We start from the raw sequence: 21,689 nt of genomic DNA, 5'->3' as shown, positions 1-21,689 counted from the left end.
CCATGACGAGTCCCGCAGCGCGTCACATGATGCGGGTCTCGGCCTCTGAGAATGCGCGGCGGGCTGCTGCTCCGCTGCGCAATGCAACTGCCTATGAGCAGATGCTCGTCAAGCTGGCCGCAGACTGTCGCACGTTAAAACAAATCCGCTCCAATGAACGCAAGGCAGACAAAAAGCGTGAGCTGCTGCCGTTCTATCTGCCGTGGGTGTCGGGTGTCCTCAGCGCCGGAAAAGGGGCGCAGGATGACATTGTCATGACCGTCATGCTGTGGCGTCTCGATGCGGATGACATCGCCGGTGCGCTGGAGATTGCCCGCTATGCGATGACCTATGGCCTGACCATGCCGACCGGCGGCCACCGGCGCACCACGCCGTATTTACTGGCCGAAGAGGTCGCCCTGTCAGCGCAGCGCCTGCTCGATGCGAAACAGCCTGTCGGGCTGTCTCTCCTGCTCGACACCATCGCACTGACCGAACGGGCAGACATGCCGGATATCGTGCGCGCGAAGCTGCACAAAATTACCGGCTACGTGCTGCGTGAGGCTGGCCGTCTGACTGACGCGCTGGCGCACCTGCAGCGTGCGATCCAGTTAGAGCGGGCTGTCGGTGTGAAAAAAGATATTGAACAGCTCGAGCGCGCGCTGAAACCCAAACCAGAACCCGCACCCAAACAGAATAAACCGCGCACGCGCAAACCTGCCGCTAAACCGGCGGCACGGCGCGGGCGTCCCCCGAAAGCGGAAAAAGCCGCAGGTTAACAGAACGCTCCCCGAGCCGGGCGGCACGCCGGTCAATGCGGGTATTGATTGCCCTGACTGCGACCGGCGTCCACCGCCCACCCATTACCCGAGGTTGTCATGACGACAGTGATTATTGAGCCAAAAAAAGAGCCGCAGGATGTGCCGGGCGTGGTGATACCACCACCGGGCGTGAGCGAGCCGGTAATAAAAAATACCTTCTTTTTCCCTGATGTGGATCCGAAGCGTGTGCGCGAGCTGATGCGTCTGGAGCAGACCGTTTCCGCGCTGCGCCTGAATGATGCGATTAAAGCCGGTATGGCTGAAACCAATGCGGAGCTTGCCCTGTGGCGGGTTGAGCAAATGGCCGCAGGGCATGACTCGCTGGCTGATGTGCCTGCCGATGATATTGATGGCGAAAGCGTGCGCTGTTTCCATTATTTCCGCGCCGTCTGCGCCATGACCAGTGCCACGCTGTTTGAGCGCTATCGCGGCATCGATGCGACGGCGAAAGGCGACCGCAAAGCGGAAAGCACCGAGGCGGTTATCGATGAGCTGTGGCGGGATATGCGCTGGTCTGTGGCGCGTATTCAGGACAAGCCGCGCTGTATTGTCGGCCAAATCTGATGAAGGTCTGGGCTATGCAGGGCGACACCCTCGATGCGATTTGCGCCCGGTATTACGGGCGCACTGAGGGCGTCGTTGAAACGGTGCTGCAGGCGAATCCGGGGCTGTCGGAGCTGGGCGTTATTCTGCCGCACGGCACGGCAATCGAACTGCCCGAAACTGACAGCGCCCCGAAAACCGAGACGGTGAATTTATGGGACTGAGTGTGGAAAAAATCACGACGTTTATCGCTTACTGGCTGGCCGTGGGGCTGGCGTATTTCGGGGCGATGTCCCCCGAAAAGCTTGCGCTCTATGTGGGGAGTGCCTGCGCCATTTTTACCGCGCTGACTAATTACTGGTTTAAGCGCAAAACCTACCGCTACCTGACCTCACTCGGACTCGATAAGGAGGCTGTCCGTGAGCTCAATCATTAAACGCTGCAGTGTGGCCGCCGTGCTGGCGCTGGCGGCACTGGTGCCTGACTTTCGTCTGCTTAACACCTCGCCCGAGGGGCTTGCACTGATTGCCGACCTCGAAGGATGTCGCCTGACACCTTACCAGTGCAGCGCGAGAGTGTGGACGTCGGGCATCGGCCACACTGCCGGGGTGGTCCCGAAAGGGGATATCACAGAGCGACAGGCGGCGGAGAATCTCGTTTCCGATGTGCTTAACGTCGAGCAACGGCTCGCGGTCTGTGTGCCGGTGGATATGCCACCGCGCGTCTATGACTCGCTGGTCAGTTTTGCGTTTAACGTCGGAACCGGTGCGGCCTGCAGGTCGACGCTGGTCTCGTATCTCAAACGTCATCAGTGGTGGCAGGCGTGCGACCAGCTCACCCGCTGGGTGTATGTCAATGGCACAAAAAACAAAGGGCTGGAGAACCGCCGCGCGCGGGAGCTGGCGTATTGCATGAAAGGAGTGACTCAATGAAACAACACATTACCTCACTGATTTTTGATTTCCTGCTGGCGCTGATGCTGCTTATGGGGCTGACGAACCCGCAGAGCGTGGCGGTCAATTTCGTTGCTGTATGGGCGCTGTTTGGCTGTCTGGTCTGCATTGCTGCCAGCATCGCCGGTGTGGCTGCCTATGAGCACTGGCAGGGAAACCGGCAAAAGGGTATCCCGCTGAATGATGCGGTAATGAAGATTTTTCGTTTTGTGTTTTGTCGTAAACCTTCCCCGCTGCACCGCTTCTGGTCGCTGCTTATTTTTGCTGGCGTTTTTTCCTGTCTGGTAGGCGCGGGATGGGTGTTTACAGCGCTGCTGTATCTGATTTGTGTTCTGGTGTTTAACGCTGTGCGCACTGCTTACCGTCAGCGCATCGAGGGGGAGGGGATGTGTCCAGATTCATTGTGATCCTTCTGGTTGCTGTGCTGGCCGGGTTGCTGTGGCTGCGATATGAAAATGCGAACCTATCCCGGTCATTTGAGAAGGCGAATCGCGTCGCCAGTGCGCAAAAGACGACGATTGGCATGCTGAAAAATCAGCTTGCCGTATCGCAGCGAATCGCCAGGGCGAATGAGGATGCGGAGGTCAGGCTCGGTGATGAACTGGCCGTTGCCGGTGAGCAGGCGGCAAGGCGGGAAGAAACCATAATGAGGCTGATGAATGAAAATGAGACGTTACGCCGCTGGTACAGCGATAAGTTGCCTGATGCTGTGCGCCGGTTGCACATCCGAACCGGCTGCGCCTCCGCCGCCCGTTGTTTACAACGCCTGCCCGAAGGTGAGCCTCTGCCCGATGCCGGGAAGCGACCCCGTCACTAACGGTGATCTGAGTGCCGATATTCGCAGGCTGGAGCACGCGCTCACCGCCTGTGCGATTAAGGTCGAAACTATCAAAGACTGTCAGGATAAAATCGATGCAGAAAATGAAAAGCCTGCGAAAAGCGCTGAATGACGCCGTACCACAGCTCCTGAATAACCCCGAGATGATGCGTATCTTTGCCGACGAGGGGAATATCGATGCGCGTCTCGCGGCTTCGCTGTCCCATGAAAAGAAATACACGCTGAATGTGATCGTGTGTGACTTTGTCGGCGACCCCGACCTGATTTTTGTGCCGGTGGCGGCGTGGCTGCGAGAAAACCAGCCAGATATCTGCACGCTCGATGACGGACGCAAAAAGGGCTATCGATTCCAGATGGACTTAAATGACGGGGACAATGTTGATATCAGTATCAGCCTGCAACTGACGGAACGCACCCTTGTCCGAGAGGAAAACGGCGCATTACACGTCAGCTATGCCCCGGAGCCACCCCTGCCGGAGCCTGTCACCCGTCCGACCGAGCTCTATATCAATGGCGAGCTGGTGAGTAAATGGGATGAGTGAATTAACGCCTTTTGATGACCAACTGGCAGGGCTTATCGGAGCATTGTCACCGGAGTCTCGCCGTAAGCTGGCCGTTGATATTGCGAAGGAGCTGCGCAGATCTCAACAGCAACGCATCAAACAGCAAAAAGCGCCTGATGGCACGCCGTATCAGGCGCGAAAGCGCCAGCCGCTCAGGGCGAAAAAAGGGCGGATAAAACGGACGATGTTTCAAAAGCTGCGAACGAGTCGCTACATGAAAGCCATTGGGCACAATGATACTGCTGTGGTGGAGTTTACCAGCAAAGTACAACGCATCGCTCGGATTCATCAGTTCGGACTCAAAGACCGCCCAAATCCGCATAGTCAGGATATCCAGTATGCAGAGCGCAATTTGTTAGGGGTCAATCGGGCTGATAAAAAACTTATTGAGAGTTTTATTATTAAACATCTGGCTTAAGTACCAGCTGTTCAACTATAACCTAGTGCTACTAATTCTTGATGGTGGTTAAGCAGGTCGGCCAGTCCGCAGTGAGAAATAAACATAGCCGTGGTGTCAGTCCTCGTATGTCTGAGTAACGGTGAGTGTTTTATGAAATTTCGATGAGCATTAATTTTTTTTTTTTGCAAAATTCATTATGAAATCTTGGTCTTATTGCTATAGTCTTAGCGTAGTATCAATTCTTGAGTGATAAATAGGACTTTTAAAGGAATTTATATGACACCTATACAGAGGATTGCGGATTGGTCTCAAAGGAAACCAGTCTGGTGGAAACATGCTTTACGGCTTTCATTGGTTAATGGAAAATTAGATCAGGATAATTTTGATAGCATATTAAAAATAGCTTATATGGAACACGGGTTATTAGAGATTGATGAAATCTATAGGGAGTCTGCGAAGCCTATAGATTTCAAAGGATATACAGCAGAACAATATGAAGTGTCGATAAGATCCCTTTATGATGTGAAGGGGGTCGGATTGCTTGCAGAAAATCAAAAAATAAACTTCGCTAATGAAGGTTTGTTTATCGTTTACGGTGATAACGGTGCAGGTAAGTCAAGTTATGCAAGTATTTTAAAAAATACATGTTTAACTCGAGGGGAGTGCCCTCAGATAATGGGAAATATTTTCTCCAAAGAACAAATATCCCCGCAAGCAAAAATATCTGTATCATGTAATGGTCAGGACGAGACTTATGCTTGGGATAAAAACACCCCGAGCATAGAAGCTTTGAAGTCAATTAGAGTTTTTGACAGTTCATCTGCAAGTCATTATGTTAATAAAGAAGATGCACTTGGATTTAGGCCAATTGGTTTAAACTTGCTTGCAGAGTTAGTAAGAGCTGTTAATAGTGTTAAGTCATATATAGATGAAGACTTAATGCCAGGTAATGGTTTAATTAAGCTGGCTGAGTTGAACTCGTCAAGTATTACAGCTGATTTATTATCTAATTTATCGGCTGAGACAAGCGAAGATGAAGTGAGTAAGCATATCGCAACTCCTGATGAGTTGCAAAATATAGAACCACTAAGAGTTGAGATTTTACAATATAAATCGCAGACGGCAGAAACTATAAGAAACACATTGCAACAAAATAAAGCTATCCTGACGCCCTTGAAGATCTTTTGCGACAATGCATTAAAATTGCTGGATGATAAAGCTCTTGATGCACTTCAGCTTCTTAAAGTTGAAAAAGAAAGAACAGAAACACTTTCTGAGGAATTAAGAAAGGCCACCCTCAATAGCTTACCTTTGGAAAATATTGCTGGACTGAGTTGGCAAAAGTTATGGCAAGCTGCGAAGCTATTTATTGAGCAGGAAGAAAAAGAACAAAATTTTCCTATGATTAAAGGAGAATACTGTCCTCTTTGTTTGCAGGAAGTTGGAGAGGAAAGCGAAGTTCGAATGGCTTCTCTTAATCAGTATATAAATAATCAAACCGCTAAAGATGCTAAACTTGCAAAAGAAAACTATGATAATGCTATAAAAAGCATTAACTCTCTTTCGTTAACTTTGACACCTTATTTAGCAGCGATTACGTTTTTGAACAAACATAATAATTTGCTTGGTGAGGAAATAAACTCGCTGTTCTCCGCTTTGGAAAGTAGAAAGAAAATATTGACAGGAGTTGTGAATCTTCCACAACTTCCAATAAATGTGGCCTGCGTTAATAAATTAAAAGACATTATAGGACATATCGATATAGAGTTGTTAAGTGTCAGTTCAGATGAGGAATTACTGGCTTTGATAGCTAAAAAAGAGGCGGAATTACTTCATCTTGAAGATAAGAAATATGTTTCTGAAAATATTGATAGTATAATTTCAAATATCAGAAGATATAAAAGAATCAAAAGTCTTGAAAGTATTCAATCTCAGTGCGTCACTACATCCATTTCAACTCTTTCAGCCAGTATTAACCGCTCGGGTGTTGTTGAGCCGCTTATTTCTGCGTTTGATGCTGAATTAAAGAGCTTTGGCTTTGATCGTTTTAAGATAAAAGTTGATTCTCGAAATCGTTCCGGTGTTCAGCAGTTCAGGTTATCCCTTGCAGATGAAAATGATAACGTCATTGGTGCCCTTGGAGTTGCTAGCGAAGGAGAGCAGCGCTGTATTGCAATTGCTAGCTTCTTAGCAGAAATGATCGCAGACTCAAGGAAATCAGCAGTAATATTTGATGACCCTGTAAACTCACTAAGTCATGAATGGAGTCGTCGTGTAGCGAAAAGATTAGTTTTAGAATCCAAAAATCGACAAGTGATTGTATTAACACATAATATAGTATTTTATAAACTATTGCTTGAAGTTGCTGAAGGCATTGAGGCGCAACATTCTAGCATAGCACTTGAGCGCTCACGAAGGTTTGCAGGGCTTGTTAGAGAGTCGGCTCCTTGGGAAGCTATGACTACTCGTAGCAGATACAACTCACTGAAGGTTATGTTGCAAGAATTAAAACGTTTAGATAAAAAAGACGAAACGACAGGTACTGAGTTTCGTGATTCGTGTTACCGCTTTTATGGATCCTTGCGTGAAACATGGGAGAGGTTGGTAGAGGAGAAACTACTTAATAAAGTAGTGACACGATTTGAACGTGGGGTTTCTACGCAGCGCTTGGCGAGGCTTGTTGATATTTGCCAAGAGGATATAGATAAAGTAGATATGGCCATGACGAAATGTAGCACGTATTTCAGAGGGCACGATAGTGCTGCTGCGGTAGGCGACCCATATCCAACAATTGAAGAAGTTGAAGAGGATTTAAATGCTCTTTTTAAATTTTTAACTGAGTTGGAAGAGAAGCCTCGAAAACGAACTTGATGTAATTATTCTAAGCCTCGCTGAAAATGTGGGGCTTTATGAAGTAAGCGGTGCAAAGGATAAAGGTTAAGAGTTATTTGATGTATATGTAATGTTGGGTTTGTAACTTAATAGTAAATATCTGTTCGATATTACTTTTCTACTAAATGGTTGTTTTTTAGTTAGTGTCTTTGTGATTTTTAAATAAATAACTTCACGCCGATCTTTAAGTTCGTTGTGTCATCCACTATAAAACTCCGCCTGATTGCCGCTGGCCTTGCCCGGCGGCATCCTTTCCCCATGAATACGTTAAATTCCATTCAGGATATCGCCCGCGCGATCCGAAACCTTATCCGCACCGGCATTGTGACCGCAGTCAATCCCGATGAGGGGCTCTGTCGTGTCCAGACCGGTGGCATGCAAACCACATGGCTAAACTGGCTGACCTGCCGCGCCGGTCGCTCGCGGGTCTGGTGGGCTCCCTCGGTTGGCGAACAGGTGCTCATTCTTGCCATTGGCGGCGAGCTCGATACCGCCTTTGTGCTGCCCGGCATTTTCTCTGATGACTGCCCCGCGCCGTCGACCTCCCCTGATGCCTTTCACGTTTCCTTTCCTGACGGGGCGGTTATCGAGTACGAACCAGAAAGCGGGGCGCTCACGGTAAGCGGTATTAAAACCGCTGACGTCACCGCGTCGGACGCCATTACCGCAACTGTGCCGCTGGTACTGGTCAAAGCGTCCACCCGTATCACGCTCGATACCCCCGAGGTGGTCTGCACCAACAAACTGACCACGGCCACGCTTGAGGTGCAAAAGGGCGGGAAGATGAGCGGCAACATCGAGCACGGCGGCGGCACGTTTAAATCAAACGGCGTGCAGGTGGATGACCACGGCCACGGTGGTGTTAAAGGCGGGGATAACTGGACGCAGGGGACAAAATGACAACGAGCTATCTGGGCATGAACAGTCATACCGGGCTCAGTATTTCTGAGGTTGAGCATATCAGGCAGAGCGTGCGCGACATTCTGGTCACGCCGGTTGGCTCGCGTGTGATGCGTCGTGAATACGGCTCGCTGCTGTCGGCGCTTATTGACCAGCCGCAGACCCCGGCGCTGCGCCTGCAGATTATGGCCGCGTGCTATTCCGCGATCCAGAAGTGGGAGCCGCGCGTCAGCCTGACCACCATCACCTTTGAACGCGGGGAGAATGACGGTGCGATGTATGTCGATATCACCGGCACGCGGTCAGCGTCAGGCCAGTCTTTTTCTATCACCATTTCACTGAGTTAAACACTATGGCTATTGTTGACCTGAGCCTGCTCGCTGCGCCTGCAGATTATGGCCGCGTGCTATTCCGCGATCCAGAAGTGGGAGCCGCACGTCAGCCTGACCACCATCACCTTTGAACGCGGGGAGAATGACGGTGCGATGTATGTCGATATCACCGGCACGCGGTCAGCGTCAGGCCAGTCTTTTTCTATCACCATTTCACTGAGTTAAACACTATGGCTATTGTTGACCTGAGCCTGCTCGCTGCGCCTGATGTGGTGGATGAGCTGGACTATGAAACCATTCTGGCAGAGCGAAAGGCGACGCTTGTCTCACTGTATCCCGAGGAACAGCAGGAGGCGGTCGCGCGCACGCTGACGCTTGAATCTGAGCCGATTGTTAAATTGCTGCAGGAGAACGCTTACCGGGAGGTTATCTGGCGTCAGCGCGTGAATGAATCGGCGCGCGCGGTCATGCTGGCGTATGCCGCCGGTAATGACCTCGATAACATCGGCGCAAATTTCAGCGTCGGGCGTCTTGTTATCACGCCTGCAGATGAGACCACACTGCCGCCCACACCTGCCGTTATGGAGTCGGACACCGATTACCGTCTGCGTATTCAGCAGGCGTTTGAAGGAATGAGCGTGGCCGGGTCTGGCGGTGCTTATCAGTTCCATGGCCGCAGCGCTGACGGGCGGGTCGCAGATATCTCAGTGACCAGCCCGTCACCCGCCTGCGTGACGATTTCTGTGCTGTCGCGTGAAAACAACGGCGTCGCCTCTGATGAGCTGCTCACTGTTGTCCGTAACGCACTTAATGCCGAAGATGTCAGACCGGTCGCCGACCGTGTGACGGTGCAGTCAGCCGATATTGTTAACTACCAGATAACCGCCTCGCTTTATCTCTATCCCGGTCCCGAGAGTGAACCCATTCGCGCCGCTGCCGTGAAAAAGCTGGAGGGATATATCAGTGCGCAGCACCGCCTCGGGCGTGACATTCGTCTGTCTGCCATTTATGCCGCGCTGCATGTCGAGGGTGTCCAGCGTGTGGAGCTGGCCGCGCCGGTGGCTGACCTCGTGCTCAGCAGTGCGCAGGCGTCATTTTGCACTGATTACAGCATTGTGATCGGGGGCTCGGATGAGTGATACCCGTCTGCTGCCGGTGGGCTCGTCACCGCTTGAAGTGGCGGCGGCGCGTGCCTGCGCGGATATCGAAAACACCCCCGTCCCGCTGCGTCGTCTGTGGAGTCCCGACACCTGCCCGGCAAATTTGCTGCCGTGGCTGGCGTGGGCGTTTTCTGTCGACCGCTGGGATGAGAACTGGCCGGAGGAAACGAAGCGCGCGGTCATCCGTGGTGCGTACTTCATTCACTGCCACAAAGGCACTATCGGCGCTGTTCGTCGGGTGGTGGAGCCGCTCGGCTATGTCATCAACGTCACGGAGTGGTGGGAGACCAACGACCCGCCCGGCACATTCCGGCTTGATATTGGTGTGCTGGAAAGCGGTATCACTGAGGAAATGTATTTTGAAATGGAGCGCCTGATTGCGGATGCTAAGCCTGCCAGCCGTCATCTGATTGGTTTGAATATTATCCAGGACATTCCCGGTTATATGTATGTCGGTGGTGTGGTGTATGACGGCGACATTATTACGATTTATCCCGGATGAGTGAGGAATAATGAGCACGAAATTTAAAACAATTATTACCACTGCCGGTGCTGAGAAACTGGCGGCAGCCACTGTGCCGGGTGGTAAAAAAGTGAACCTTACAGCGATGGCTGTTGGTGATGGCGGCGGCACGTTGCCGGAGCCAAACGCCGGTCAGACAAAGCTCATTAATGAGGTCTGGCGTCATGCGCTGAATAAAATCAGCCAGGACAATAAAAATAAAAACTACATCGTGGCAGAACTGGTCATCCCTCCTGATGTGGGCGGTTTCTGGATGCGCGAGCTGGGTCTGTATGATGATGCAGGCACGCTGATTGCCGTTGCCAATATGGCCGAAAGTTATAAGCCGAAGCTGGCCGAGGGCTCGGGGCGTGCGCAGACCTGTCGTATGGTGATTATTGTCAGCAGTATCGCCTCAGTGGAGCTGTCCATTGACGCGACAACGGTGATGGCGACGCAGGATTATGTCGACGACAAACTGGCAGAGCATGAGCAGTCCCGCCGCCATCCTGACGGCACGCTGAAAGAAAAAGGCTTTGTGCAACTCAGCAGCGCTACCGACAGCACGTCTGAGAGCCTCGCAGCGACGCCAAAGGCAGTTAAGGCGGCGTATGACCTTGCCAGTGGTAAATATACGGCTCAGGACGCGAGCACGGCGCAGAAAGGTCTGGTGAAGCTCAGCAGCGCGACCGACAGCACGTCTGAGACGCTCGCCGCGACGCCGAAAGCGGTTAAGACGGCGTATGACCTTGCCAGTGGTAAATATACGGCTCAGGACGCGAGCACGGCGCAGAAAGGTCTGGTGAAACTCAGCAGCGCTACCGACAGCACATCTGAGACCCTCGCCGCGACACCGAAAGCGGTCAAAGACGCTAACGACAACGCAGATAAACGACTGGCTAAAGAGCAGAACGGCAGGGATATCCCCGAAAAAGATGTATTCGTGCGCAACATCGGCGCAGCGCGGGCTTTCAGTGGCACGGTAAGTATTGGCGGGGGCGGTGACTGGACGACTGCGGAGTTTATCGCCTGGCTGGAGCAGCAAGGTGCGCTTAATCATCCGTACTGGATGTGCAAAGGGTCATGGTCTTACGGTGATAACAGAACTATTACCGATACCGGGTGCGGGAATATCCAGCTAGCCGGTGCGGTTGTCGAGGTTATGGGCGTGCGTGGCGCGATGACCCTTCGTGTCACGACACCTACAACCGCAACGGCGGGGGTTACAAATGCGCAGTTCACATACGTCAATCATGGGGATGGTTATTTACCGGGCTGGCGACGGGATTTTAATACGGCAAATCCGCCACCAGTATCATACCCTGTCGGCGCGCCGATTCCGTGGCCATCCGATAACGTTCCGCACGCTCATGCCTTAATGCAGGGACAACCTTTTGATAAATCAGTCTATCCGTTGCTCGCCGTGGCGTATCCCTCCGGCGTTATTCCTGATATGCGCGGCCAGACGATAAAGGGCAGACCTGATGGCCGTGCTGTCCTTTCTCAGGAGCTGGACGGCATTAAGTCACACGACCACGGTGCAACGGTCGCAAGCACCGACCTCGGAAACCGCGATACAACGGGATTTGATTACGGTAATAAATCTGTTTCGGCTTTTGACTATGGCACGAAATCAACAAACAGCGGAGGCGAACACGCCCACTCGTTAGATGTTTATTATCTCAACACTTCCCAGCAGGCAGCGAAAGTCGGTGCCGGTGGTCAGTGGGCTGGCGGGGTGGGAACTCAGGGAACTTATGCAGGTGGGGCGCATGCTCATTCTGTTGGTATTGGTGCGCATGATCACATTGTTGGTATCGGAGCGCATGCCCACTCTGTCTACATTGGTGCGCACAGCCACGGCGTGACCGTTTCGCCGTCTGGTCATGCAGAAAACACCGTAAAAAATACCGCATTTAATTATTTAGTGAGGCTTGCATAATGGCTTTTAAAATGACCAGCACCAACCGGGTTATTACGATTTACAACCTGTCATCTGCCACGAATGAATTTATCGGTCAGGGTGATGGATTTATTCCTGCTAATACGGGCCTGCCTGCCTACAGCACCGATATTGCGCCCCCAAAAGTGACGGCGGGTTTTGTGGCTGTTTTCGATGCTCAGGCTAATAAATGGTCTCGGGTGGAAGACCACCGCGGGACAACCGTCTATGACATCAGCACCGGTCAGCCCGTTGTTATTGAAAAGCTGGGCGCTCTGCCTGATAACGTTGTGTCGGTTGCGCCTGACGGGGAGTATGTTAAATGGGATGGCGCTAAGTGGGTCCACGATGCCGAAGCGGAAAAAACATTTCGTCAGGGACAGGCGGCGCAGGAAAAAGCAAACCTGCTGATTATAGCAACATCGACCATCGCTCCCCTGCAGGATGCTGTTGATATGGAGATGGCAACGGAAGACGAAGCCGCGCGTTTACTCGCATGGAAAAAATATCGCGTCATGCTCAACAGGGTCAAACCCGAAGATGCACCCGATATCACATGGCCGGAACTCCCCGCATAACCGGTATCACTCAGGCGGGCGGTTGCCCGCGCTTTCCTGCCTCCGGTTGTGCCAGACCTTATCCAACCCTGACAAATAGCCCGCCATCACCACACAACAGAAAATACACTCACCCTTAACCACGGAGTTAAACGGATGAGTGATTTTCATCATGGCGTAGAGGTCATCGAGATTAACGATGGCGTGCGCACCATTTCCACCGTCTCAACGGCCATCATCGGCATGGTCTGCACGGCCAGCGATGCTGACGAAAAGACATTTCCCCTCAATGAGCCGGTGCTCATTACCAACGTACAAAGTGCTATCGGCAAGGCGGGCAAAAAGGGGACGCTGTCGACGTCCCTGCAGGCCATCGCTGACCAGTGTAAGCCGGTTATTGTGGCCGTGCGCGTGGCCGAAGGCGCAGAAGACCCGGACGACCCGGAGGCCGGGAAGAAACAAACGATTTCCAACATCATCGGCACGACCGACGAAAACGGCAAATACACCGGCCTGAAAGCGCTGCTGACGGCGCAGACCGTCACCGGCGTGAAGCCGCGCATTCTCGGCGTGCCGGGTCTTGATCCGCAGGAAGTGGCGACGGCGCTCGCGTCCACCTGCCAGAGCCTGCGCGCCTTTGGCTATGTCAGTGCGTGGGGCTGTAAAACCATTTCTGATGCCATCAACTACCGCGAGAATTTCAGCCAGCGTGAGCTGATGGTTATCTTCCCGGATTTTCTGGCATGGGACACCACGGCGAATGAGACTGCGACAGCCTGGGCAACGGCGCGCGCGCTCGGTCTGCGTGCCAAAATTGACCAGACCGTCGGCTGGCATAAAACCCTGTCAAACGTCGGCGTGAATGGTGTCACCGGCGTCAGCGCCTCGGTGTCGTGGGATTTGCAGGAGCCCGCGACTGACGCCAACCTGCTTAACAAAGCCGGTGTTACGACGCTTATCCGCAATGACGGTTTCAAGTTTTGGGGAAACCGCACCTGCTCAGATGACCCGCTTTTCCTGTATGAGAACTACACCCGCACCGCGCAGGTACTGGCCGACACGATGGCGGAGGCGCATGCGTGGGCGATGGATAAACCCATTACCCCGACCCTCATTCGCGACATCGTTTCGGGCATCAATGCCAAATTCCGCGAGCTGAAAAATAACGGGTATATCGTTGACGGCTCCTGCTGGTATGACCCGGAGTCGAACGAGACCGCGACTCTCAAAGTCGGGAAGCTGTATATCGATTACGACTACACCCCCGTCCCGCCGCTGGAGAACCTGACCCTGCGCCAGCGCATCACCGATACCTATCTGGCGAACCTGTCAGACTCGGTCAACAGCTAAGGAGCTCAGATCATGGCGTTACCCCGCAAACTTAAATATCTGAATATGTTCAACGATGGCCTCAGCTACATGGGCGTCGTTGAGTCCGTCACCCTGCCAAAGCTGACCCGCAAGCTGGAGAAATATCGCGGCGGCGGGATGCCGGGTGCGGTATCAATTGACCTCGGCCTCGATGACGACGCGCTGTCGCTGGAATGGACGCTCGGCGGTCTGCCTGACGTTGAACTGTGGGCGCAGTATGCCTCGCCGGACGCTGACAGTGTGCCGCTGCGCTTTACAGGCTCTTTCCAGCGTGATGACACCGGCGCGATTTCTGCCGTCGAGGTGGTGATGCGTGGCCGTCACAAAGATTATGACGGCGGTGAGAACAAGCAGGGCGAAAGCGGCACGACCAAAATGTCGACAGAGTGCGCCTATTACCAGCTCACGATTGATGGCCGCGAAGTCATCGAGATTGACGTCGTTAACATGGTGCTGAAAGTCGACGGCGTCGACCGTCTGGCGGAGCACCGCCGGGCGATTGGCCTGTAATCCCTTACCCGGTCAGTGAGGCTGGCCGGTCACTTTTCCTGATGAGAATACCCATGAAAAATATCAATGAAACTGCCGTTGCTGACACTGAAACCGTCAATCCGAATGTGGTGATTTTTGACACTCCGCTGATGCGCGGCGAGCAGAAAATTGAACAGGTCACGCTGACCAAACCGAATGCCGGAACCCTGCGCGGGGTGTCGCTGGCCTCGCTGGCGAATTCCGACGTTGATGCGCTGATTAAAGTGCTGCCGCGCATGACGTATCCCGCACTGACTGAGCACGAGGTCACGCGCCTCGATGCGTCTGATCTGATTTCGCTGGCCGGGAAGGTGGTCGGTTTTTTGTCGCCTGCTTCGGGGCGCTGACCTTTCCGAAAAACCTGTCGGTCGATGACCTGATGGCGGATATCGCGGTGATTTTCCACTGGCCGCCATCAGAGTTACATTCCCTGAGCGTGACCGAGCTCCTGACATGGCGCGACAAGGCGCTGCAACGAAGCGGAAACCATCATGAGCAATAACGTCAGAATCGAGGTGCTGCTGAATGCCGTCGACCGGGCAAGCCGACCGCTCAAAGCCATTCAGAACGCCAGCAAATCCCTGTCCGGTGACATCCGTACCTCACAGAAAAGCCTGCGCGAGCTGAATGCGCAGGCATCCCGTATCGACGGATTCCGAAAAGCCAGCGCACAGCTTGCTGTGACCGGTCACGCGCTTGATAAAGCGAAACAGGAAGCCGAAGCACTCGCCACGCAGTTTAAAAATACGGAGCGCCCGGCGCGTGCGCAGGCGCAGGTGCTTGAATCCGCGAAGCGTGCCGCCGAAGGGCTGCAGACGAAATACAACAGCCTCACGGAGTCAGTAAAGCGCCAGCAGCGCGAGCTCGGTGCGGCGGGGATTAATACCCGTAATCTGGCAAATGATGAGCGGGGGCTTAAATCCCGCATCAGTGAAACCACCGCGCAGCTTAACCGTCAGCGGGAGGCGCTGGCGAAAGTCAGTGCACAGCAGGCGAAGTTAAGTCGGGTGAAAGAACGGTATCAGGCCGGTAAATCACTGGCCGGTAACGCGGCGGCGGCGGGCGCTGCCGGTGTCGGTATTGCGACGGCGGGAACGATGGCCGGGGTTAAGCTGCTGACGCCGGGCTATGAGTTTGCACAGAAGAACTCAGAGCTGCAGGCGGTGCTTGGTATCGACAAACAGTCACCCGAAATGCAGGCGCTGCGCAAACAGGCGCGCCAGCTCGGGGACAATACGGCGGCCTCTGCCGATGATGCGGCGGGGGCGCAGATTATTATCGCCAAAAGCGGCGGGGATGCGGCGGCGATTCAGGCGGCGACACCGGTCACGCTGAATATGGCGCTGTCCAACAAGCGCACGATGGAAGAGAACGCCGCGCTGCTGACCGGGATGAAATCAGCGTTTCAGCTTTCAAACGACAAGGTCACGCATATTGGTGATGTTCTCTCGATGACGATGAACAAAACCGCAGCCGACTTTGACGGGATGAGCGATGCGCTGACCTATGCCGCGCCGGTGGCGAAAAATGCCGGGGTAAGTATCGAGGAAACCGCCGCGATGGTGGGGGCGCTGCACGACTCCAGAATCACCGGCTCGATGGCGGGAACGGGAAGCCGTGCCGTCATGAGTCGCCTGCAGGCACCGACCGGCAAAGCTTACGATGCTATCAAAGAGCTCGGGGTGAAAACCTCCGACAGCAAGGGCAACACCCGCCCGATATTTTCCATTCTGAAAGAAATGCAGCGCAGTTTTGAGAAAAATAATCTCGGGACGGGTCAGCGCGCGGAATACATGAAAACCATTTTCGGGGAGGAAGCCAGCTCGGCGGCCGCTGTGCTGATGACGGCGGCCTCAACCGGCAAGCTCGATAAGCTCACCGCCGCGTTTAAAGCCTCGGACGGCAAGACTGAGGAGCTGGTTAAGGTTATGCAGGATAACCTCGGCGGCGACTTCAAAGAATTTCAGTCAGCCTATGAGGCGGTCGGGACCGACCTGTTTGACCAGCAGGAGGGCTCACTGCGTAAGCTGACGCAGACGGCCACGCAATATGTGCTCAGACTCGACGGCTGGATCCAGAAAAATAAGGGGCTGGCGACCACCCTCGGCGTGGTGGTCGGGGGTGCGCTGGCGCTGACTGGTGTGATGGGCGGGATTGGCCTTATCGCATGGCCGGTGGTGATGGGGATTAATGCCATCATTGCGGCGGCTGGCGTGCTCGGCGTGGTTTTCAGTACGGTCGGCGGCGCGATTGTCACGGCTATTGGCGCAATCAGTCTGCCGGTGCTGGCGGTTGCCGGGGCGGTGGTGGCCGGGGCGCTGCTTATCCGTAAATACTGGGAGCCGATTGGCGCATTTTTCTCGGGGGTGGTGGAGGGGCTGAAAGCCGCCTTTGCCCCGGTGGGGGCGATGTTTTCCCCGCTCGCGCCGGTGTTTGATGCCATTGCGGAAAAGCTGGGCGTTGTCTGCCAGTGGTTTAAAGACCTGCTTGCACCGGTGAAAGCCACGCAGGACACGCTCGACAGTTGCAAAAATGTCGGCGTGGCATTTGGTCAGGCGCTGGCTGATGCGCTGATGACGCCGCTCAACCTGTTTAACAGCCTGAGCGGCAAGGTTGACTGGCTGCTGGAGAAACTCGGCGTTATCAAAAAAGAATCGACCGACCTCGACCAGACTGCAGCCAACGCGGATAAGGCTTCACCGGGTGGCGGGTATATCCCTGCGACAGCGAGTTATGGCGGGTATCAGGCGTATCAGCCGGTCACTGCGCCTGCAGGCCGGTCTTATATCGACCAGAGTAAAAGCGAATACAGCATCACTCTGCAGGGCGGCGTTGCACCGGGTGGAGACCTTGACCGCCAGCTCCGCGACGCCGTCGATAAACTTGACCGTGAAAAGCGCGCGCGTCAGCGATCCAACATGAGACTCGACTGAGAGAGGGGGCAAAATGTTAATGGTGCTGGGCTTTTTTGTGTTTGAACGGCGCACCCTGCCGCATCAGTCGATGCAGTATTCGAAGGACTACCGCTGGGTGTCCAATGACCGTATCGGCAAACGACCGGCTTATCAGTTTCTCGGGGAGGGGGAGACCTCGCGCACCCTGTCGGGGACGCTTTACCCTGAAATCACCGGCGGGCGGCTGTCGTTGCAGGCCATCGAGCTGATGGCCGACGAGGGGCGTGCGTGGCCGCTGATTGACGGAACCGGCATGATCCACGGGATGTACGTTATCGATAAAGTGACTCATAACCACACCGAGCTTTTCAGCGACGGCGCAGCGAGAAAAATCGAGTTCACTTTGTCCCTGAAACGCGTCGACGAGTCGCTCGCGGCCATGTATGGCGACCTGAAAACGCAGGCGGATAATCTGGTCACGTCTGCCAGTGAATGGGCGGGAGGGCTGGCAGGATGATAACGGGAATGAATATTCAGGCCGGGGCGCGTGTTGCCCCTGCGTATATGCTCACGCTGGACGGGGAGGATATCACGCAGAATTTCAGCGACCGGCTTATCGGCCTGACCATGACCGACAATCGCGGATTTGAGGCTGACCAGCTCGATATTGCGCTCGATGATACCGACGGGCTGGTCGAGCTGCCACCGCGCGGGGCATCGCTGACGCTGTGGCTGGGCTGGCAGGGATCCGCACTGGTCAACAAGGGGAGTTTCACGGTTGATGAAATCGAGCACCGGGGCGCGCCTGATACGTTGACCATCCGGGGACGTAGTGCAGATTTTCGCGGCTCGCTGAACTCCAGACGCGAGCAGTCATGGCACGACACCACGCTCGGGGTGATTGTGGAGACCATCGCGCAGCGTAATAAGCTGACGGCCAGTGTTGCTGACGCCCTGAAAGCCATCGCCATTCCCCATATCGACCAGACGCAGGAATCCGACGCGGCGTTTTTATCCCGCCTTGCTGAGCGTAACGGTGCATCCGTGTCGGTGAAAACCGGGAAGTTATTATTCCTGAAAGCCGGTAGTGCGATGACGGCCAGTGGTAAGCCTATCCCCCAAATGACCGTCGAGCGTGGCGACGGCGACCGCCATCAGTTCGCCATTGCAGACCGGGAGGCGTACACCGGCGTGACGGCGAAATGGCTACACACCAAAGACCCCAAACCACAAAAGCAAAAGGTGAAGCTCAAACGTAAACCCAAAGAGCAGCATCTGCGCGCGCTGCAGCACCCGAAAGCCGCTAAAACATCGACAAAGGCCAGAGAGAAAAAGGCGCAGGAAGCGCGGGAAGGTGAGTATATGGCCGGAGAGTCTGACAACGTTCTTGAGCTCACGACCATCTATGCCACAAAGGCGCAGGCCATGCGCGCGGCTCAGGCAAAGTGGGACAAGATACAGCGAGGCGTGGCGGAGTTTTCCATTACGCTTGCCACTGGCCGGGCTGATTTATTTCCTGAAACACCGGTTGCCGTGAAAGGCTTTAAGCGCGTGATAGACGAGCAGGCATGGATAATCAGCCGTGTGGTGCACAGCCTTAACGGGAGTGGCTTCACGACGGGCTTAGAGCTTGAGGTTAAGGTTTCTGATGTGGAGTATGAGAGCGAGGAAATAGAGCAGTAATTTACTATATGTATTTGTTTTGTAAGGTTAAAATGAGTAAAATCACTGTATTGAAAACGCTCAGAGGTGCTCATCATGTTTCACTGCCCGAAATGCCATTACGCCGCCCACGCCCGCACGAGTCGCTATTTTTCTGATACCACAAAAGAGCGGTATCATCAGTGCACAAACATCAACTGCAGTTGTACTTTTGTCACGACTGAAACCGTTGAGCGTTTCATCGTTTCGCCGGGGGAAGTCGTACCGGCTCCACCGCACCCGACAGTGTCCGGTCAGCATCAAATGCCCTGGCTGTGAGCCAAAAGAAAAGCCCCGCAATTGCGGGGCTTTCGTATTTTTAACTGTGGTGCTGAGCTTCACGCTTTGACTTCACTGAAGCATTCAAGGCAAGCATCACAATCACTCACGGAGTCTTAATGCTTGGAGAGCAGAACTAAAAAAACTGAATTGTTCATCATTAATTTTAAATTATTAGATTACAGGTATAAAACCATGATATCAGCCAAGTTGGATACATATAAAACTAACTAATTTTTTCTCTGCTTTTAAAAAGAGTTTGGATTTCTTCAAATTTTTCTTTAGGCAAATCAGCAATCCTTGAAGAACATGCATTCGCAAATCTAGTTGGTTCGCATTCTTCCATGTGATCGAATTGATTCTGAACGTTTCCTCCACGAGAAGCGTATTTAACTTTTCCATCCTCCATTGCTAGAACCACGCGCTCTTGGTTTCCAGGGGTCTTGTATACTCCACCAACAGCAATATCATTTTCACTGATAGACATGTTAATCAATCCTTTTTTAATGGAAGTTTCAAGCCATAGAGTAACCACCATCATAAAAAAATCAAACAATACATACGTCTAACATTGACCTTCTGATTGAACAGTAAAGTCTGTGAAGCATTTCTCAGTAAGATGGTTAGTAATCGACTCTGTTGCTGAGGAAAAAATACTCTGAATTGGACTAACTTCACTGTGATTAATACACACTGACCTTTTCTCTCTTTGCTCGTAGTGATTTCAGGTGCTGTGCTTAAAAATGTACGCCTGCTTAACCGAGACATAAAAGGAAAAACCCCGCAAATGCGGGGCTTTTTGTATCGATGTGGTCAATGTGTGGACATTGATAGAAATAAATCCATTTATTTCAGTAGATTACAGGCAAAAAATAAGCCTGCGTAAGGGAGATTACGCAGGCTAAGGAGGTGGTTCCTGGTACAGCTAGCATTTATGGGTTATGTTTTTCAGCGGAGGGGATAATACCCTTAATGAACGAAACGGTATGTGATCGATTTCTAAGAATCTTCCGAACGCTGAAAAATAACCGTAATTAACTACTTAGCATGCGGGTTTCGTGTGGACTCGCTGGCAAAATTACGCATCAACAATGCATAATTCAGATCGATATCCTCTGGTACAGGCATCCACACGGTGTAACCATCGCCCGGCGCAACTGGCATGGCTTCGCCTTTCGCGTTTTCCATCTGCTCGAGAGTAAAGTTGATGTTGCCCTGTGGGGTCATCAGCTCCAGGCTGTCGCCGACGGTGAATTTGTTTTTTACCTGCACGGCCGCCAGTTCACCTTTACGTTCGCCGGTGAATTCGCCGACAAACTGCTGACGCTCGGAAACAGAGAAGCCGTATTCGTAGTTTTGATAGTCGTCATGTGTATGGCGGCGCAGGAACCCTTCGGTGTAACCACGATGCGCCAGGCCTTCCAGCGTTTCCAGCAGTTGCGGGTCGAACGGTTTACCGGCTGCGGCATCATCAATGGCTTTACGATAGACCTGCGCGGTACGTGCACAGTAATAGTACGACTTGGTGCGGCCTTCGATCTTCAGGGAATGCACGCCCATCTGCGTCAGGCGCTCAACGTGGGCAATGGCACGCAAATCCTTCGAGTTCATGATGTAAGTGCCGTGTTCGTCTTCGAATGCGGTCATGTACTCACCCGGGCGCTGGGCTTCCTCAATCATAAAGACTTTGTCTGTTGGTGCGCCAATACCCAGCGTGGGTTCGACGTTTTGTACCGGGATAGGCTCGTACTTATGCACGATATTGCCCACTACATCTTCTTTCCCTTCCTGCACGTTGTATTCCCAGCGGCAGGCATTGGTACAGGTACCCTGGTTTGGGTCACGCTTGTTGATGTAGCCAGAGAGCAGGCAACGGCCGGAGTAAGCCATGCACAGCGCGCCGTGAACGAAGATCTCAAGCTCCATATCCGGCACCTGGGTGCGGATCTCTTCAATCTCTTCCAGCGACAGCTCACGGGAGAGGATCACGCGGGTCAGCCCCATCTGCTTCCAGAATTTCACCGTCGCCCAGTTTACGGCGTTAGCCTGTACCGAAAGGTGAATGTCCATGTCAGGGAAGTTTTCGCGCACCAGCATAATCAGACCAGGGTCTGACATGATCAGTGCATCCGGCCCCATTTCCACCACCGGTTTCAGATCACGAATGAAGGTCTTCAGCTTGGCATTATGTGGGGCAATGTTAACCACCACATAGAATTTTTTACCCAATTCATGGGCTTCATTAATACCGAGCTGCAGGTTTTCGTGGTTGAATTCGTTGTTGCGTACGCGCAGTGAGTAACGCGGTTGGCCCGCATACACAGCGTCTGCGCCATAGGCGAAAGCGTAACGCATGTTTTTCAGCGTTCCCGCCGGGGAAAGGAGTTCCGGTTTAAACATAATTTTCTCGTTCTGATGACAGGTCAGACTCGCCTCACTCAATGAGGCGGTTAGGGGAGTGCCCCCATATTAAGGGCGGGCATTGTAGCGCTGCAGGGAAGGCAGGTAAAGAAAAACGCCGGGCGACAGCG

Annotated in this window: 27 protein-coding genes and 1 pseudogene; 26 read left to right on the top strand and 2 right to left on the bottom strand. The window is 53.2% G+C overall.

What is annotated here, in order from left to right:
• Window positions 1-2 precede the first annotated feature (2 nt).
• The 26 genes and pseudogenes from WN16_RS18680 to WN16_RS18555 all read left to right on the top strand — a co-directional run bounded on the left by WN16_RS18680 (window position 3) and on the right by WN16_RS18555 (window position 19,158).
• A complete protein-coding gene (locus WN16_RS18680) occupies window positions 3-758 on the top strand; it encodes a terminase endonuclease subunit (RefSeq protein ID WP_088168991.1) in 756 nt (251 codons plus the stop codon).
• A 99-nt stretch (window positions 759-857) separates the two neighbouring features.
• The gene (locus WN16_RS18675; RefSeq protein ID WP_088168992.1) at window positions 858-1,364 is read left to right on the top strand and encodes a head completion/stabilization protein; all 507 of its coding nucleotides are present in this window, start codon (window positions 858-860) and stop codon (window positions 1,362-1,364) included.
• Window positions 1,364-1,567, top strand: a complete 204-nt coding sequence (locus WN16_RS18670) for a tail protein X (RefSeq protein WP_088168993.1) — start codon at window positions 1,364-1,366, stop codon at window positions 1,565-1,567. Before WN16_RS18675 ends, WN16_RS18670 begins: the two co-directional genes overlap by 1 nt.
• Window positions 1,558-1,779 carry an HP1 family phage holin gene (locus WN16_RS18665; RefSeq protein WP_088168994.1) on the top strand — a complete coding sequence of 74 codons (222 nt, stop codon included), beginning with the start codon at window positions 1,558-1,560 and terminating at the stop codon, window positions 1,777-1,779. Before WN16_RS18670 ends, WN16_RS18665 begins: the two co-directional genes overlap by 10 nt.
• Window positions 1,763-2,275: a lysozyme gene (locus WN16_RS18660; protein WP_088168995.1), complete on the top strand. Its 513-nt coding sequence runs from the start codon at window positions 1,763-1,765 to the stop codon at window positions 2,273-2,275. The genes WN16_RS18665 and WN16_RS18660 overlap by 17 nt, the downstream gene beginning before the upstream one ends.
• Window positions 2,272-2,703, top strand: coding sequence for a DNZ54_00345 family protein (locus WN16_RS18655; RefSeq protein ID WP_088168996.1), 432 nt, complete (start codon window positions 2,272-2,274; stop codon window positions 2,701-2,703). Before WN16_RS18660 ends, WN16_RS18655 begins: the two co-directional genes overlap by 4 nt.
• A complete protein-coding gene (lysB, locus tag WN16_RS18650) occupies window positions 2,685-3,113 on the top strand; it encodes an Rz-like lysis system protein LysB (protein ID WP_088168997.1) in 429 nt (142 codons plus the stop codon). Before WN16_RS18655 ends, lysB begins: the two co-directional genes overlap by 19 nt.
• Window positions 3,001-3,246 carry an Rz1-like lysis system protein LysC gene (lysC, locus tag WN16_RS24605; protein WP_233602503.1) on the top strand — a complete coding sequence of 82 codons (246 nt, stop codon included), beginning with the start codon at window positions 3,001-3,003 and terminating at the stop codon, window positions 3,244-3,246. Before lysB ends, lysC begins: the two co-directional genes overlap by 113 nt.
• A complete protein-coding gene (locus WN16_RS18640; protein WP_088168999.1) occupies window positions 3,209-3,676 on the top strand; it encodes a phage tail protein in 468 nt (155 codons plus the stop codon). Before lysC ends, WN16_RS18640 begins: the two co-directional genes overlap by 38 nt.
• The gene (locus WN16_RS18635; RefSeq protein ID WP_088169000.1) at window positions 3,669-4,115 is read left to right on the top strand and encodes a phage virion morphogenesis protein; all 447 of its coding nucleotides are present in this window, start codon (window positions 3,669-3,671) and stop codon (window positions 4,113-4,115) included. The genes WN16_RS18640 and WN16_RS18635 overlap by 8 nt, the downstream gene beginning before the upstream one ends.
• Before the next feature lie 258 nt (window positions 4,116-4,373).
• Window positions 4,374-6,968 (top strand): AAA family ATPase, encoded by a 2,595-nt coding sequence (locus WN16_RS18630; protein WP_088169001.1) that lies wholly within the window; start codon window positions 4,374-4,376, stop codon window positions 6,966-6,968.
• 279 nt (window positions 6,969-7,247) lie between these two features.
• Window positions 7,248-7,889 (top strand): phage baseplate assembly protein V, encoded by a 642-nt coding sequence (locus tag WN16_RS18625; protein ID WP_088169002.1) that lies wholly within the window; start codon window positions 7,248-7,250, stop codon window positions 7,887-7,889.
• Entirely contained in the window at window positions 7,886-8,236 is a 351-nt protein-coding gene (locus WN16_RS18620) for a GPW/gp25 family protein (protein ID WP_103790822.1), read from the top strand. Before WN16_RS18625 ends, WN16_RS18620 begins: the two co-directional genes overlap by 4 nt.
• Window positions 8,237-8,266: 30 nt before the next feature.
• Window positions 8,267-8,446, top strand: a pseudogene (locus tag WN16_RS24600) (baseplate assembly protein); the annotation flags it as partial.
• Between the two features lie 5 nt (window positions 8,447-8,451).
• On the top strand, window positions 8,452-9,360 hold the full coding sequence (locus WN16_RS18610) for a baseplate assembly protein (protein WP_088169030.1): 909 nt from the start codon (window positions 8,452-8,454) through the stop codon (window positions 9,358-9,360).
• Window positions 9,353-9,883: a phage tail protein I gene (locus WN16_RS18605; protein ID WP_088169029.1), complete on the top strand. Its 531-nt coding sequence runs from the start codon at window positions 9,353-9,355 to the stop codon at window positions 9,881-9,883. Before WN16_RS18610 ends, WN16_RS18605 begins: the two co-directional genes overlap by 8 nt.
• Window positions 9,884-9,893: 10 nt before the next feature.
• The gene (locus WN16_RS18600; protein WP_088169028.1) at window positions 9,894-11,825 is read left to right on the top strand and encodes a phage tail protein; all 1,932 of its coding nucleotides are present in this window, start codon (window positions 9,894-9,896) and stop codon (window positions 11,823-11,825) included.
• A complete protein-coding gene (locus tag WN16_RS18595; RefSeq protein ID WP_088169027.1) occupies window positions 11,825-12,403 on the top strand; it encodes a tail fiber assembly protein in 579 nt (192 codons plus the stop codon). Before WN16_RS18600 ends, WN16_RS18595 begins: the two co-directional genes overlap by 1 nt.
• A 135-nt stretch (window positions 12,404-12,538) precedes the next feature.
• Complete coding sequence (locus tag WN16_RS18590; protein ID WP_048235001.1) at window positions 12,539-13,732, top strand: phage tail sheath protein; 1,194 nt, start codon at window positions 12,539-12,541, stop codon at window positions 13,730-13,732.
• A 12-nt stretch (window positions 13,733-13,744) separates the two neighbouring features.
• On the top strand, window positions 13,745-14,263 hold the full coding sequence (locus WN16_RS18585; protein WP_088169026.1) for a phage major tail tube protein: 519 nt from the start codon (window positions 13,745-13,747) through the stop codon (window positions 14,261-14,263).
• A gap of 53 nt (window positions 14,264-14,316) precedes the next feature.
• Window positions 14,317-14,631, top strand: coding sequence for a phage tail assembly protein (locus WN16_RS18580; protein ID WP_032942881.1), 315 nt, complete (start codon window positions 14,317-14,319; stop codon window positions 14,629-14,631).
• Window positions 14,628-14,786: a GpE family phage tail protein gene (locus WN16_RS18575; RefSeq protein ID WP_306308100.1), complete on the top strand. Its 159-nt coding sequence runs from the start codon at window positions 14,628-14,630 to the stop codon at window positions 14,784-14,786. Before WN16_RS18580 ends, WN16_RS18575 begins: the two co-directional genes overlap by 4 nt.
• Window positions 14,776-17,217 (top strand): phage tail tape measure protein, encoded by a 2,442-nt coding sequence (locus WN16_RS18570; RefSeq protein ID WP_088169025.1) that lies wholly within the window; start codon window positions 14,776-14,778, stop codon window positions 17,215-17,217. The genes WN16_RS18575 and WN16_RS18570 overlap by 11 nt, the downstream gene beginning before the upstream one ends.
• A 13-nt stretch (window positions 17,218-17,230) precedes the next feature.
• Window positions 17,231-17,695, top strand: coding sequence for a phage tail protein (locus WN16_RS18565; RefSeq protein WP_049042165.1), 465 nt, complete (start codon window positions 17,231-17,233; stop codon window positions 17,693-17,695).
• A complete protein-coding gene (locus tag WN16_RS18560) occupies window positions 17,692-18,861 on the top strand; it encodes a phage late control D family protein (RefSeq protein ID WP_088169024.1) in 1,170 nt (389 codons plus the stop codon). The genes WN16_RS18565 and WN16_RS18560 overlap by 4 nt, the downstream gene beginning before the upstream one ends.
• A gap of 75 nt (window positions 18,862-18,936) precedes the next feature.
• Window positions 18,937-19,158, top strand: coding sequence for a DNA-binding transcriptional regulator (locus WN16_RS18555; protein WP_041327762.1), 222 nt, complete (start codon window positions 18,937-18,939; stop codon window positions 19,156-19,158).
• Window positions 19,159-19,384: 226 nt separating this feature from the next.
• Here the strand turns inward: WN16_RS18555 and WN16_RS18550 are convergent, their stop codons facing one another.
• Window positions 19,385-19,645: a hypothetical protein gene (locus WN16_RS18550; protein WP_088169023.1), complete on the bottom strand. Its 261-nt coding sequence runs from the start codon at window positions 19,643-19,645 to the stop codon at window positions 19,385-19,387.
• A 551-nt stretch (window positions 19,646-20,196) separates the two neighbouring features.
• The gene (gene yegQ, locus WN16_RS18545) at window positions 20,197-21,558 is read right to left on the bottom strand and encodes a tRNA 5-hydroxyuridine modification protein YegQ (protein ID WP_044701894.1); all 1,362 of its coding nucleotides are present in this window, start codon (window positions 21,556-21,558) and stop codon (window positions 20,197-20,199) included.
• Window positions 21,559-21,689 lie beyond the last annotated feature (131 nt).

It is taken from the genome of Citrobacter sp. ABFQG (assembly GCF_004322975.1).
Classification (GTDB): Bacteria; Pseudomonadota; Gammaproteobacteria; order Enterobacterales; family Enterobacteriaceae; genus Citrobacter; species Citrobacter freundii.
This window is presented reverse-complemented; position numbering and strand designations above follow the sequence as displayed.

Bases quoted from the DNA above. Each gene is read 5' to 3' on its own strand.
- yegQ (WP_044701894.1), bottom strand. From the start codon at position 21,558: ATGTTTAAACCGGAACTCCTTTCCCCGGCGGGAACGCTGAAAAACATG.
- WN16_RS18655 (WP_088168996.1), top strand. From the start codon at position 2,272: ATGAAACAACACATTACCTCACTGATTTTTGATTTCCTGCTGGCGCTG.
- WN16_RS18600 (WP_088169028.1), top strand. From the start codon at position 9,894: ATGAGCACGAAATTTAAAACAATTATTACCACTGCCGGTGCTGAGAAA.
- WN16_RS18620 (WP_103790822.1), top strand. From the start codon at position 7,886: ATGACAACGAGCTATCTGGGCATGAACAGTCATACCGGGCTCAGTATT.
- WN16_RS18610 (WP_088169030.1), top strand. From the start codon at position 8,452: ATGGCTATTGTTGACCTGAGCCTGCTCGCTGCGCCTGATGTGGTGGAT.
- WN16_RS18590 (WP_048235001.1), top strand. From the start codon at position 12,539: ATGAGTGATTTTCATCATGGCGTAGAGGTCATCGAGATTAACGATGGC.
- WN16_RS18595 (WP_088169027.1), top strand. From the start codon at position 11,825: ATGGCTTTTAAAATGACCAGCACCAACCGGGTTATTACGATTTACAAC.
- WN16_RS18625 (WP_088169002.1), top strand. From the start codon at position 7,248: ATGAATACGTTAAATTCCATTCAGGATATCGCCCGCGCGATCCGAAAC.
- WN16_RS18570 (WP_088169025.1), top strand. From the start codon at position 14,776: ATGAGCAATAACGTCAGAATCGAGGTGCTGCTGAATGCCGTCGACCGG.
- WN16_RS18550 (WP_088169023.1), bottom strand. From the start codon at position 19,645: ATGTCTATCAGTGAAAATGATATTGCTGTTGGTGGAGTATACAAGACC.
- lysC (WP_233602503.1), top strand. From the start codon at position 3,001: ATGCTGTGCGCCGGTTGCACATCCGAACCGGCTGCGCCTCCGCCGCCC.
- WN16_RS18605 (WP_088169029.1), top strand. From the start codon at position 9,353: ATGAGTGATACCCGTCTGCTGCCGGTGGGCTCGTCACCGCTTGAAGTG.
- WN16_RS18580 (WP_032942881.1), top strand. From the start codon at position 14,317: ATGAAAAATATCAATGAAACTGCCGTTGCTGACACTGAAACCGTCAAT.
- WN16_RS18675 (WP_088168992.1), top strand. From the start codon at position 858: ATGACGACAGTGATTATTGAGCCAAAAAAAGAGCCGCAGGATGTGCCG.
- WN16_RS18635 (WP_088169000.1), top strand. From the start codon at position 3,669: ATGAGTGAATTAACGCCTTTTGATGACCAACTGGCAGGGCTTATCGGA.
- WN16_RS18585 (WP_088169026.1), top strand. From the start codon at position 13,745: ATGGCGTTACCCCGCAAACTTAAATATCTGAATATGTTCAACGATGGC.
- WN16_RS18665 (WP_088168994.1), top strand. From the start codon at position 1,558: ATGGGACTGAGTGTGGAAAAAATCACGACGTTTATCGCTTACTGGCTG.
- WN16_RS18640 (WP_088168999.1), top strand. From the start codon at position 3,209: ATGCAGAAAATGAAAAGCCTGCGAAAAGCGCTGAATGACGCCGTACCA.
- WN16_RS18555 (WP_041327762.1), top strand. From the start codon at position 18,937: ATGTTTCACTGCCCGAAATGCCATTACGCCGCCCACGCCCGCACGAGT.
- WN16_RS18565 (WP_049042165.1), top strand. From the start codon at position 17,231: ATGTTAATGGTGCTGGGCTTTTTTGTGTTTGAACGGCGCACCCTGCCG.
- WN16_RS18560 (WP_088169024.1), top strand. From the start codon at position 17,692: ATGATAACGGGAATGAATATTCAGGCCGGGGCGCGTGTTGCCCCTGCG.
- WN16_RS18670 (WP_088168993.1), top strand. From the start codon at position 1,364: ATGAAGGTCTGGGCTATGCAGGGCGACACCCTCGATGCGATTTGCGCC.
- WN16_RS18630 (WP_088169001.1), top strand. From the start codon at position 4,374: ATGACACCTATACAGAGGATTGCGGATTGGTCTCAAAGGAAACCAGTC.
- WN16_RS18680 (WP_088168991.1), top strand. From the start codon at position 3: ATGACGAGTCCCGCAGCGCGTCACATGATGCGGGTCTCGGCCTCTGAG.